Origin of the sequence: Coraliomargarita algicola (assembly GCF_033878955.1) — a bacterium.
GTDB lineage: Bacteria > Verrucomicrobiota > Verrucomicrobiia > Opitutales > Coraliomargaritaceae > Thalassobacterium > Thalassobacterium algicola.
Window position 1 is genome coordinate 4,887,531 of record NZ_CP138858.1, and the last position, 12,139, is coordinate 4,899,669.

A 12,139-nucleotide genomic window follows, 5' to 3' on the forward strand; every position below is an offset into this window, starting at 1 on the left:
GTGATTTAGATGTATTGTGTCGCTGGTGGACGCGGCGCTGCCCGACTTGCACATGCTCCCACACCACAGCTCTCGTCGGAGCTTCACCTTGATGTGTTCAAGTGGCCTCGGTTCTCTGAACCGGGGAGGGGACGTCTTGATCTGTTGCTTTAGGTCGATGAATTACAGCATAGCTGGAGACCGCTTATCCTTTCTCATCAGGCCACTTTTCGCTAAAGCTCGTGCGGTCAAAATTAACCGATATTTTCGCGGGAGAATTGAATCAATGCCATTACGTTGGTGACATTTTGCTGCCTTCACTTCCTTTTAATTTTTGACTCTCCTTTTGCTTGCATTCCTGGGAATCCGTCACAAATTTCGAACTTTAGATTTTTAATGGCAGGCCGAAGTAGCTCAGCTGGTAGAGCAACTCATTCGTAATGAGTAGGTCGTCGGTTCAAATCCGATCTTCGGCTCCATTTATGATAAAAGTCTTTGGTGATCGTCGGATCTTTGTGGGCCGGAGACTGTTTTTAATGATATTTGAGGCTCGGGGGGATCATGCTGCTAGGTTGGGTGGTTTTGTTGCGGCGTCTGTATTGGTGTATTGGAATTGCACTTGGGGCATTTCTCGGCCTGACTGGGGTGCCATTTGTGAAATGTTAATGTTGGAGAGGATCGAGTATGCCCAAACTGATGATTGAACGTTCTGTTGTGATTGAGGCTCCGGTGGAGCTGGTTTATGCGCTGGTATGCGATTTTCAACGATGGCCGGAGTGGTCGCCTTGGTTGAGTGCGGAGAAGGACGCTGCATTGTCTTTTGGCGATGATGGAAAATCGTATGCCTGGGATGGCGCGATTGTGGGGCGCGGTGAGATGCGAATACAGAATGCGCAAGTGAATGAATCTTTGCAGATGCAGTTGTCTCTCTTGAAGCCTTGGAAGTCGCAGTCGGCAGTCAGTTTTCGTTTTTCAGAGGAGAATGGCGGCACGCGTGTGGTCTGGCGGATGGAGGGCTCCTTGCCGTTTTTCCTGTTTTTTATGAGGCCGATGATGGAGACTTTGATTGGTATGGATTACGAGCGGGGGCTTGCGATGCTCAAAGACCTCGCGGAGCTCGGTGCGGTGCCGAGCACGATTGAGTTGCTTCCTGGGCAGACGCGAGAAAGCTGTCGCTATGTGGGGCTGGTGCGGACCTGCTCTTTGGCCGAGATGCCGGATTGTATGAAAACTGATTTCGGGCGCTTACAGGCTTTCTTTGAGGCGAATCAGCTGAGTTTGAGTGGAGGTGCTTTTTCGATCTATTCGAAATGGGATCTTTCCAAGGCAGAGGTGGAGTATTCTGCATGTTTTCCGGTGGCTTCCAAACCGGATGCTTTGCCAGCTGAGTTTGTTTACCGTGAGATGCCGCAGGTGGATGCCTATGTGGTGGAACATACGGGTGCGTATCGAAACCTTGGTAATGCGTGGTCGGCGGGCATGTTGCGCGGACGCCAGAAGGTGTTTAAGCAGAGTAAGAAAGTCTTCCCCTTCGAAGTGTATGTGACCGAAATCGACTCTGTGCCGGAGTCGGAGATCGTGACCCGGGTGTATTTCCCACTTGCTTGAATCCGGGGCTCTTAGTTGGCGGGCTGTAGTGAACTGGCGGGGATGTCGCGGCTCCAGAGCTCGTTGCCTTCCATGCTCATGACTCGAATGGTGAGAACGCGTTCTTCTTCAGGGCCGCTGAATTCGATCAGTGCAAAGTGGCGCTCAAAGGTGCTGCTACCGGGCTGGCGGAAGAAGTTGAGTTCGTCGGCGTTGTCACCTGGGCGAGCGGTAAGGGGGCCGACGGTTAAGTCGTAGAGGTTGTAGCTGTTGGCGTGTACTAAGCGGGTGAGTTCTCCGTAACTTTTGCCACCGCTGATGAAGAATAGGCCGGCAATGCGTTCTTCGCGCAGCATTTGTAAGAATTCGGTGTGCTCGCTCTCTGCGTAACTGAGGTTGCTGCGAGAGTCGGCGGGATTTAAAATTGGAGCGCCCGCGATGATGACTTTGAAGGTGGCAGTGCTCTGGATGAGTGCTTGGCGTAGCCAGGTAATTTGTTGTTGGCCGAGGATTTGGATACGGGTGGATGCATCGGGTGTATCGTTGCGGTAGCTGCGCACGTCGAGCATGAAGAAATCAACGTCGGCATAGCGAAACTGGGTGGCGACACCTTCAAGCTGGTCGACTGCGATGGGGCGTGGCCAGTAGGCTTCGAAACTGGCCTCGGCGATGGGGCGAGTGGTGCTTTGCTGGCCACCCTGTGGTGCGCCAAAGTCGGTTTCACTCCATGTTGCATAATGGGGAATGCTCTGGAGCAGGGCTTGGAGTTGTGGGATGGAGCGCGCATGGGCGAAGCGCTTTAAGTAGCCGCTGCGTGTGGTCCAATCGCTACGCCGGAGGTGTGCGGTGTTGCCGGCCCATACCATTAGGCTGGGCTGGGTATCTGCAATTGTGGTGAAAATATCGTAACCGCCACCGAGTGTCTGGTAGGGAGGCTCGAAGCCATCTTGGATGGCGTAATGGGCTCCGCCGACTGCGATTTTAAAATTGGGGGGTGGGCTGCGGTCGAAGTAGTTGGCCGGGCTGGTGAATTCTGCCGGACTGCTGACGAGTTCGCCATTGAGCTCGACGCGGTAACTGTAAGTTTGGCCGGGCTCAATCTGATCCAGAGTGGCGACGGCGGTGTGGGCATTGTCGGTATCTGTCTCGATTGGATTGCTCCAAACGAGCGAATCTTCATGTCCGTTTGCAGCATAAGCGATCCGCACGGTGGACGGCGCATCGGCCTGCACCCAGATCTTGGCCTCGCGCATCTCCAGATGGCTGAGCATGGGGCCATTGACTAGACTCGCATGAGTTGTGGCAGTGATGAGGCTGAGAATGAGAAGACAATTAGAAAAAATGCGGTACATTGGCATGGGATGAAACAGATACATTGGGGGTATCTATCGCGCGAGGTCAAGAAACCTTGATCTTGGCGTGGCGTGCGAAATGGAGGGTGTTGACCACACGGGCCACGAGTGGTGGCTGCGTCATCGGAGCGGTTCGAATGCCCTTTAATATATTGCCCAATAGTTGTTCGCGATCATCAGGTTCGGGTAAATAGCGATGGCGGACTTCGACCAGTTCGGGGCGTAGTTCTAGCCAGAGTGCTTTTATTTCGCTGACTCGGGGGAATGTGGCCACGCGGTTACTCAGTGCCTTGTTGGCACGCAAGTTTGGTGATTGATCCATCGAAATGCTGATATCTTCGAGGCATTGGCGTTCTTCGGCGGTCAGAGATTGCCAGCTAATGCCGCAGAGTTCACAGCGCGCTTGCGAGAGTAGGGAATGGAGCGCGCGCGGACGAATGCGCATGACCAATGCGACCCAGCGCAGGGGCCAGTTTTCGAATTCGTAGGCGATAAAGGCGAAACGGTTCTTGGGGGCCAGCAGTCGCAGTTTTGTGACCAGTGCTTCGGGCGATGCGAGGGGTCCGTTGTCGGGGGCATTATCCAGTAATGCGCTGGCAAGCATGAACTCGAAGTCCGAGACGCGCTCTGCGTAGGGCAGGTGCTGCCACAGTGCGGTAAAAACTTGCTCCACCCGGGCAAAACGTGTCGTGGGAGACTCGCGGAGGCAGCCTCCGAAGTAGACCAGTGAGAGGTCCAAATAATTCGCCGCGAGTGCGAGGTAGGCTTCAGTGTCGCCGGTTTTGGCCAACTTCAGATGCGCACGGCTGGCCTTGCGTTCAGGCGTCGCATGGGTCAACCGGAAGAGGTAGCTTCGTAGGGAGCTCATTACAGATCCATGTCGGGCATGTCGGGTATGTTAGGCATCTCAGGCATGTCGGGCATATTTGTCTATTGTCCAGACGGCGACTAGTCTTGATCACCCGGGCGGCGTTGGCACTCATGCCGGCAGTCGCCCATGACTCGTATCCAGAGCTCACGCAGGTCGAAGAGCCGGATCCGCGCTTCTGTGCGGAAACCATTGACCAAGGCCTCGTTGGGGTGAGTGAGCTGGTTGAGCAGGTGCAAAGTTTGATTCAGCGCGCTCAAGCTGTTCTTGAGATGGCAAATCGAGAGGCCGAAATCGCCGAGATCCAGGGCTTGGATCGAGAGTAGCACGTTCATTTCCGCCTGGTGCAGGCTATTGGCATAGTCCCAACTGAGCTTGGGGGAAATGGCGTATTCACTGTGCACCATGAAGTGCTCCCAGCTTTGGTGTAAGTAGCGATAGAGTGAGCGCGTGACCACGAAGACCGGGTGGCGGTGCAGCGTATAGGGCGCGCCTTCATTCTCATCGCCCTCATCATCGTCGTTGAGCGCGTTGGAGGGCTCGTCGTCGGAGTCCTGTGGGTTTTCCATGAAGCTGAACTCGTCGGTCATGGAGATGTCTTCCGCATCCCAGCCCATCAGAGACGCGACTTCGTCGAGGTGATTGGGCTTATCTTTCACGCTATTATAAATGCTGAGAAAGCGCACAGTATCTCGGTCGGAACCTTTTAGATAGTTTCGCCACTGGGACTCGCTCCAGTATGGTTCACTGGAGAATTCATCCCAGTCGCCTTCAGAATGGTCGAAATTTGGATCGCTCATAAGCAGCGGACATTCCGCATGGTGCTGAAATTTGCTCGTTTACTATTAAAAATCAACCCCCTTTTACGCATCCGGGACGCTTTTAATTGCTCGATTCAAGCTGGCTATAACGAAGCTGCTGGAAGTCAGTGGCTTCTAGAAATATTAGGTTAGGTATTTCAGGGGCATGATTCGCGCTGTAGCCGGAATACCGGGCTTGAGCGGGGGGCTCTCCTGGAATCTGGGGCATTTTTTATGCTAAATGATTTTGCTATCCGAAAACGAAGCGTAACAGTAGCCGTATGCCTAAAAAGAAAACTGCGAAGAAAGCCACCACTAAGAAGAACAAAGCTTACCAAGCTCCTGAGTTTTTGGTTGATCTGCTGGATGCACGATCACCGACTGGCGCAGAATATGAAGCGCAAGCAGTGGTCGATCGGTATGTTGAAGACGAAGTCGATGCCTACCGCCGCGACACTATGGGGAATCGTTTTGCGACGGTGAATCCGGAGGGAGACCCGAAACTGCTTTTTGCGGGGCATATTGATGAGCTGGGACTGATTATCACTTATATTAATGATCAGGGCTTTCTGTATTTCGACACCTTGGGCGGTCACGATAAGTCGATGATCTCGGGACGTCGTGTTTCAATTTTGACCAAGAACGGCATCGTCAAGGGGGTGACGGGGAAGCGGGCTATTCATTTGATGAGCCCAGAAGATCGTAAGAAGGTGCCAGAGACGCATGAAATCTGGATTGATATCGCGGTGAATAGTCGCGAAGAGGCCGAAAAGGTGGTCGGTATCGGAGATACCGCGGTGTACGATCAAAGTTTTGAATTGGTGCGTGGCAGTGTGGGCGTCGCGCGTGCCTTCGACGATAAGGCGGGTGCGTATGCGGTGATGGAAGCCGTGCGCCGCTTGGCGAAAGGCAAGCTGGAAGCACGGGTGACTGCGGCCGCCACCACGCAAGAGGAAATCGGCACTCGCGGGGCAATGACGGCGGCATTTTCTGAAAATCCAGACTTTGCGATTGCGGTGGATGTGGGGCACGCAACGGATTCGCCCGATTGCGATCATCGTAAATATGGCAGCTTCAAGCAGGGCGGTGGCCCGATCGTTTGTCGCGGTCCGAATATCAACCCAGTTATCTTCGAGCACATCATCCGTGCTGCGGAGAAGAATAATATTCCATACCAAGTCGAAGCCGATCCACGGCCGACCGGCACGGATGCGCGTGCGATACAAGTGGCTCAAGCTGGTATTGCCACAGGTTTGCTTTCGATCCCGCTGCGATATATGCACACACCGAGTGAAATGGTGGACCTCGAAGATATCGAGCACACAGTGCAGCTATTGGTCGCCGTGGCTAAGTCGCTGAAAAAGGGTGAGCGTGGCATCTGGTAAGTTGTGAGCACGAAGAAGCTTAAAATCATCGGCTGGAAGGAGACGGTCGACCTGCCGGATTGGGGAATCGAAGCGATTATTGCTAAAAGTGATACGGGTGCGCGGCGCTCGGCGCTGGACGTGAGCCATGTGGTGGAGCTGCCGGGGAATCAGATCCAGTTTGATATCGTGTTGGATCGTAAAGATCGCTCACGCACCAAGACGGTGGTGGCCCCCATCGACCATCAGACTCATGTGCGCTCTAGTAATGGGGAGCAACATGAGCGCTATTTTGTGCGCACAAACGTGGTGATTCATGGCCGCTTAAAGGAGGTCGAGTTCAGTCTGGTGTCGCGCGAGAGCATGGTCTGTCGCATACTTTTAGGACGAAAAGCGCTGGAAGGTGATTTTCTTGTCGATTCTTCGCAAAAACACGTCACAGGTCCACGCAGAAAAGTCCGTGATTTGGACGAATGAGTTTACTTTCCGGCTTTCGGCGGTTGTCCCTAACCGCCCACCGTCAGCGTTTGATACTATAGGCGATCAGGGACAGTCGTCGCTACTTAATCCGCATATATGAATATCGCTATCCTCTCTCGTGGTCCCAGACTATATCGGACGAAACGTTTACGTGAAGCCGCACTCGCGCGCGGACATAAGGTACGTATTTTTGACACACTTAAATTTGGCCTTTATTTACGGCAAGGCGAGCCGGACGTGACCTATGCGGGCAAGCCGATCACGCACTACGATGCGATTATCCCCCGCATCGGCACCTCGGTCACCTTTTACGGTACTGCGGTGGTGCGCCAGTTCGAGCAAATGGGCACTTTTTGCCTGAACACGGCCGAATCCATTCTAGCGTCGCGCGACAAGCTGTCCTCGATGCAGGCACTCAGTCGCCATGATATCGGGATTGCGGAAACTGCCTTTGTGCGCAATCAGAAGGATATCTTACAGGCGATCCAAGAGATGGGCGGCGCTCCGGTAGTGATCAAGCTGCTCTCCGGCACGCAAGGTGTAGGCGTGATTTTGGCCGAGTCCAATAAAGTGGCCGAGGCGATTATTGAGACGCTCTCCAGTGTGCAACAGAATGTGCTGGTCCAAAAGTTTGTCTCCGAGTCCAAAGGGCGGGACATCCGCGCTTTCGTGGTGGGCGACCGTGTGGTGGCTGCAATGCGGCGAACGGCTGTGGGGCAAGAATTCCGCAGTAATGTACACCGCGGTGGAAAGACTGAAGTGGTCAAACTCGACGAAGCTTACGAGCGCACCGCAGTGCGAGCGGCACAGATTCTAAACCTGAAAGTCGCGGGTGTGGATATGCTTGAAGGCAAAGACGGGCCGGTGATTATGGAAGTCAACTCTTCTCCAGGCTTGGAAGGCATTGAAGGGGCCACTGGTTTGGATATAGCCGGTGAAATTATCCAGTTCACTGAAGAGCAAATCAAGTTCGGTAACTTTAATATCCGCGAGCGCCTTTCGCTGACTAAGGGCTATACCGTGACTGAATTTAACGTTGCGCCCAATGCACCGATTGTGGGGCAAACGATCGAGTCCAGCGGCTTACGTGAGCGTGATATTGTAGTGTTGCGCCTCTCACGTGGCGGCGAGCAAATCGCGAATCCACGTAAAGAGCGTGAGATTATGGAAGGCGACTGCCTGCTCTGCTATGGCAGCCAGATAGCCTTGAGCACCTTTTTGCCGGAACGCTTGGCCAAGAAAAAGCGGCGTAAGCTGAAGAAGATGCCCACGGAAGGAGGTGCTTCGTAGTATGGCGCGTGCGCAGACATTTTCGATCGCGGGTGAACGCGTGCGTCCGGGGGAGTCCAAGGATGTGCGGCTTGAAATTTCGGAGACCTACACAGGAGATAAAATTTGTATCCCTTTACGCGTGATGCGGGCGAAGAAGCCCGGGCCGACTATTTTTATTACCGCTGCCATTCATGGCGATGAGGTCAATGGCACTGGTATCATTCACGATTTTCTTTTTGGCGAGACTGTCGCTTTAAAGTGCGGCACTTTGGTGCTGGCCCCGGTGGTGAATGTTTTCGGTTTCGAAACACACGAGCGCTATTTGCCCGACCGCCGGGATCTGAATCGTTCCTTCCCCGGTTCCAAGAAAGGGAGTCTGGCGGGGCGCATTGCAAACACCTTGATGACGGAGCTGGTGGATAAATGCGATTATGGTATCGACTTACACACCGCCGCAGCTCAACGCACGAATTTTCCCAACATACGAGCCGATTTGACAAATCCCGATGCGCGGCGCTTGGCGGAGGCCTTCGGCTGCATTATGGTGGTCGATGGCAAGGGGCCGCTTGGTTCTTTTCGCCGGGAATCGACGCGACGGGGCTGCCCTACAATCATTCTCGAAGCCGGCGAGCCCTGTAAGGTGGAGCCGAGTGTGTTGCAGATCGGCACTCAGGGCATTCGTAATGTATTATCCAGCCTCGGTATGATCGATGAGCCACAGGTCCGGCCTCCATTTTTGGCCAAGGTGCGTAAAATGCAGTGGGTGCGGGCAACTGTTGGTGGTATTTTGAAGTTTCACGTAAGCCCCGGTGATTTTGTGGAAGCGGATCAAGCGATTGCGACGAACTATAGTATTATGGGGGTGGAGCAAAACGTGCTGCTCTCGCCCAATAATGGCATTATTTTAGGCATGGCCACTATGCCCGCCGTAAAGCCTGGGGAGCCCATTTGTAATGTGGCGACTTTGACCGCACAGCAATTAAAACGTTACCGCAGCAAGTTGCAGCAAGCCCAAGCAGATCCGCATGCCCAAGCACAATCCGACCTCGCAACCAGTGTGGATGTAGTGGAGGCGTAGATTTTACGCGATGCCAGATAGCATTCAGTCCACTTCAGCGAAATCTGCGATCGTTTGTCGTGTCGAGGGGGAGTGCGATGATTTGGATTTGAAGCTGTCGCGGGCCTGGTTGCGGATCGCGATTGCAGGTGTGTTTGCGGGGCAGGGGATGGTATTTTCCCTGGCGCTTAATATGACGCCGCCTGCGTATGCTTCGCTGCCGTATTGGATCTTACACGGGGGGCTGATCTTCTCGTCGATCGTGGTGATGGCATTTTTAGGGGGCCCGCTATTTGCCTCGACTTGGGGTATGCTGCGGGGACGGCGGCTCTCGATCGAGGGGCTCTTTACGGTGAGTTTGCTCGGGGCGTTTGTGGGTTCTTTGGTGGGCTCAGTGACTGGGCAGGGCTCTGTGTATTATGAGGTGGTGGCAATCGTCATCGCAATTTACACCTTCGGTCGCATGCTGGGCGAGCGTTCGCAGTCGCAGATGAAGCTCGAAAGTGCCCGTTTGCGGGAGCGCTTTGATCGTGCGTTTGTTTGGCAAGAGGGCGGCGAGTGGCTGTCGCAGGCGGTCTCCGAGGTGCCGGTGGGGGCGCGTGTGCGTGTCGATCCCGGAGCGGCGTTTACCCTCGATGGGGTGATTTGCAGCGGTGTGGGCTATGTGCAGGAAACCGCCCTGACGGGGGAGCCTTTGCCAGTGGTGCGGCGTATGGGCGATCGTGTGCGCGCAGGTACTTGGGCGGTGGATAGTCGTTTCGAAATGAAAGTCGAGCGTGCCGCGGGCAGTCGTGAGCTCGACGAAATTTTACATGCAGTGGAAGCGGCAGATGGGCGACCTTCTGATTTACAGACTCAAGCGAATCAATTGATTCGGGTGTTTTTACCGGTGGTGGTCGGGGTGAGCTTTTCGACGGCGATCTTTTGGTGCTTTATGGGCACTTGGGTGGATGCTGTGCTGAATAGTATGGCCGTGCTGTTGGTGGCGTGTCCGTGTGCATTAGGGCTGGCCACGCCGGTGGCGATTTCGCAGGGACTGTTTCGTTTGGCGCAAATGGGCCTGGTCAGTCGGGAGGGCGCCTTTATCGATGCGCTGGCGCGCACGCGTCGGATCTTTTTTGATAAGACCGGCACCTTGAGTGAATCCAGCTTGCGAGTGACAGAGCTGTGGGTGGAGCCTGACTTGCCTGTGGATCGATCGAACTTGTTGGCGGCTGTTTTGGAGGCGGAGTCGAGTGTCGTGCATCCCGTGGCGCGGGCCGTGGTGCAGTATTTGCAGGCGAATGCGGGAGACGCCGCTGGCGCGGCATCGCTACGGGGAAAGGACGTCGCTGGCGGGGCATCGCTACGGGGAGGAGACGCCGCTGGCGCGGCATCGCTACGGGGAGGCGACGCCGCTGGCGCGGCGTCGCTACGGGGAAAGGGCACCGCTGGCGGGGCTTTGACAGATTTGCACTTGTTGAATGGGCAGGGGCTGGAGTTTCGCCTGTCTTTGGGGACTGCATTGCATGTCGTTCAAGTGGGGGAGGCCAGCCTGGTTGCCTCTGATGGAGCGCTGCAAGCTGTGGCGGCACAGTTGCATGCGCAGCAGGGCAAGCGCGTGTATGTCTTGGTCGATGGCCGGATTGTGGCGTGTTTTGTCTTGCAGGAGCGTTTGCGTGCGGGGGTTGACGATGTCTGGCGGCGCTTGGATGCGATGCGGATCGAGGCAGAGATATTGACGGGCGATCCCTTTCCCGAGTTGAGTGTGCCTGAGAATGTGCAGATTGAGTCAGGCTTGAGCTCGGCGGATAAAGTGCGTCGTGTGGATGCCTCCAGAGAGGCGCTGGATGCGCCTCTTTTTGTCGGCGATGGTATCAATGATGCCGTTGCGATGACACGGGCGAGCGGTTCGATTGCGATGCATTCCGGCACAGGTCTGGCGAGATCGGTTGCGATGGCACAATTGACGGCAGATCGAGTTGAAGTCATTCCACATGCGATTGGCATGGCGCGTGACATACACCGGCGCTTGCGGGGGAATCTAATCTACGCGATCGCTTATAATATTGTGGGGATGCTGCTGGCGTCTGCGGGGCTTTTGCATCCGGTAGCGGCTGCGTTGATTATGCTGGTTTCCAGTTTTTTGGTCACGGCCCGTGCGCTGAGCAAGTATTCGGGGGCTTGATGCTGAGCGCATAATTTGTGACAATAGTGTCACTTATGGTCCTTATGTAGTCTGCTTATTTTGCTCCGCCTGAGTTTTATGTGAATCTTAACATTTTGTGGCGTTGGAAGTGGCTTGAATTCTGAGAAAGCCTTATTTTATGCGGGTTGAGGGGCGATTGGCGCTTGCATTTATTGAGACTGATACTCATTCGCTACACTGATTGTCGGAATAAGTTCCACTCTTTTGTCATCTGTTGCAAAAAACGGTTGCCATGCCAATTAGCGGCACTTTTAACAGTGCATTTTTACGACGCATGGACAGCGAACCTACCACTAACCGAAAAGGATTTCTAAAACGCGCAGGCCTGGCAGTAGCTGGGGTCTTTGCCGTTTCGTCGATTGCGCGCTCAAGTCGCAGTGATCGCAGTGATCGAACACAAACAGCCTCGCAGGGCATATCATCGAGTGCAATGGCTCGGGTTCGCACAGCTAAGGGAGCTGTAGCGCGCAAGGTCTAAGGGAGCTCTTAACGAGCTCTCAATTATTTTAAGGTTCACCGAATTTACTAATTAGAAGCAATGGCGAATGTATTTCCTAAGTGGGTCAACACGATCCCGATTAAAGTAATTGTGGCAGTTATCCTGACCGTGACAGCGGTTACCTTGGGGGTGACGTATTATGCCACGCCTAAATACACGCGTGTGGGCTATGCTCCGGTGCAGCCGGTGGCGTTTAGTCATGCGCTCCATGCTGGGCAGTTGGACATTGATTGCCGCTATTGCCACACCTTTGTGGATCGTTCCGAGCATTCCAATGTGCCGGGCACCAATGTATGTATGACCTGCCACAGTATGGTGCGTAAAGACGATCCGATGTTGGCGCCGGTCAAGGCCAGCTACGAATCGGGCGAGCCGATCCCTTGGGTGCGTGTGCACAAGACACCGGACTATGTTTACTTTAATCACTCGGTGCACGTAAATCGCGGCGTAAGCTGTGTGGAGTGTCACGGTCGTATCGACGAGATGGATGTCGTGCAGCACGAGCAGTCATTTAGCATGTCCTTCTGCTTGGACTGTCACCGTAATCCGGAAGAATATATCCGTCCCACTGAAGAGGTCTATAACTTGGATTGGGAGCGTCCTGATACTGAAGACTTTAAAAAGGAAGCTGTTGGCTTTGTTCACGACTGGAAGGTCAATCCACCGCAAAGCTGTTCTGGCTGCCACCGTTAA

General features: G+C 54.4%; 10 protein-coding genes and 1 tRNA gene. 8 read left to right on the plus strand and 3 right to left on the minus strand.

Going from position 1 to position 12,139, the window contains the following annotated elements; all coding sequences use genetic code 11:
• Nucleotides 1-382: 382 nt before the first annotated feature.
• Nucleotides 383-458: transfer RNA gene (locus SH580_RS20015), tRNA-Thr, on the plus strand.
• A gap of 205 nt (nt 459-663) precedes the next feature.
• A complete protein-coding gene (locus SH580_RS20020; RefSeq protein WP_319832587.1) occupies nt 664-1,587 on the plus strand; it encodes an SRPBCC family protein in 924 nt (307 codons plus the stop codon).
• Nucleotides 1,588-1,598: 11 nt separating this feature from the next.
• Here the strand turns inward: SH580_RS20020 and SH580_RS20025 are convergent, their stop codons facing one another.
• From SH580_RS20025 to SH580_RS20035, 3 genes are all read right to left on the minus strand, one after another.
• On the minus strand, nt 1,599-2,918 hold the full coding sequence (locus SH580_RS20025) for an alkaline phosphatase D family protein (protein WP_319832588.1): 1,320 nt from the start codon (nt 2,916-2,918) through the stop codon (nt 1,599-1,601).
• A 46-nt stretch (nt 2,919-2,964) separates the two neighbouring features.
• Nucleotides 2,965-3,786, minus strand: coding sequence for a hypothetical protein (locus SH580_RS20030; protein ID WP_319832589.1), 822 nt, complete (start codon nt 3,784-3,786; stop codon nt 2,965-2,967).
• An 80-nt stretch (nt 3,787-3,866) separates the two neighbouring features.
• Nucleotides 3,867-4,586, minus strand: coding sequence for a hypothetical protein (locus tag SH580_RS20035; RefSeq protein WP_319832590.1), 720 nt, complete (start codon nt 4,584-4,586; stop codon nt 3,867-3,869).
• Nucleotides 4,587-4,867: 281 nt separating this feature from the next.
• On the opposite strand from SH580_RS20035, the gene SH580_RS20040 reads away from it, so the two are divergent.
• The 6 genes from SH580_RS20040 (at nt 4,868) to SH580_RS20065 (ending at nt 12,139) form a co-directional block, all read left to right on the plus strand.
• A complete protein-coding gene (locus SH580_RS20040; RefSeq protein ID WP_319832591.1) occupies nt 4,868-5,971 on the plus strand; it encodes a M42 family metallopeptidase in 1,104 nt (367 codons plus the stop codon).
• Between the two features lie 3 nt (nt 5,972-5,974).
• Nucleotides 5,975-6,427 (plus strand): ATP-dependent zinc protease family protein, encoded by a 453-nt coding sequence (locus SH580_RS20045; protein WP_319832592.1) that lies wholly within the window; start codon nt 5,975-5,977, stop codon nt 6,425-6,427.
• Between the two features lie 99 nt (nt 6,428-6,526).
• Nucleotides 6,527-7,720 carry a RimK family alpha-L-glutamate ligase gene (locus SH580_RS20050; RefSeq protein WP_319832593.1) on the plus strand — a complete coding sequence of 398 codons (1,194 nt, stop codon included), beginning with the start codon at nt 6,527-6,529 and terminating at the stop codon, nt 7,718-7,720.
• Nucleotides 7,710-8,780 (plus strand): succinylglutamate desuccinylase/aspartoacylase family protein, encoded by a 1,071-nt coding sequence (locus SH580_RS20055; protein ID WP_319832594.1) that lies wholly within the window; start codon nt 7,710-7,712, stop codon nt 8,778-8,780. Before SH580_RS20050 ends, SH580_RS20055 begins: the two co-directional genes overlap by 11 nt.
• A gap of 10 nt (nt 8,781-8,790) precedes the next feature.
• Nucleotides 8,791-10,926 (plus strand): heavy metal translocating P-type ATPase, encoded by a 2,136-nt coding sequence (locus SH580_RS20060; protein ID WP_319832595.1) that lies wholly within the window; start codon nt 8,791-8,793, stop codon nt 10,924-10,926.
• Between the two features lie 559 nt (nt 10,927-11,485).
• Nucleotides 11,486-12,139: a cytochrome c3 family protein gene (locus SH580_RS20065; protein WP_319832596.1), complete on the plus strand. Its 654-nt coding sequence runs from the start codon at nt 11,486-11,488 to the stop codon at nt 12,137-12,139.

What these genes read in the sequence shown, in the direction of transcription:
- SH580_RS20020 (WP_319832587.1), top strand. Translation starts at nt 664, where the DNA reads ATGCCCAAACTGATGATTGAACGTTCTGTTGTGATTGAGGCTCCGGTG.
- SH580_RS20025 (WP_319832588.1), bottom strand. Translation starts at nt 2,918, where the DNA reads ATGTACCGCATTTTTTCTAATTGTCTTCTCATTCTCAGCCTCATCACT.
- SH580_RS20030 (WP_319832589.1), bottom strand. Translation starts at nt 3,786, where the DNA reads ATGAGCTCCCTACGAAGCTACCTCTTCCGGTTGACCCATGCGACGCCT.
- SH580_RS20035 (WP_319832590.1), bottom strand. Translation starts at nt 4,586, where the DNA reads ATGAGCGATCCAAATTTCGACCATTCTGAAGGCGACTGGGATGAATTC.
- SH580_RS20040 (WP_319832591.1), top strand. Translation starts at nt 4,868, where the DNA reads ATGCCTAAAAAGAAAACTGCGAAGAAAGCCACCACTAAGAAGAACAAA.
- SH580_RS20050 (WP_319832593.1), top strand. Translation starts at nt 6,527, where the DNA reads ATGAATATCGCTATCCTCTCTCGTGGTCCCAGACTATATCGGACGAAA.
- SH580_RS20060 (WP_319832595.1), top strand. Translation starts at nt 8,791, where the DNA reads ATGCCAGATAGCATTCAGTCCACTTCAGCGAAATCTGCGATCGTTTGT.
- SH580_RS20065 (WP_319832596.1), top strand. Translation starts at nt 11,486, where the DNA reads ATGGCGAATGTATTTCCTAAGTGGGTCAACACGATCCCGATTAAAGTA.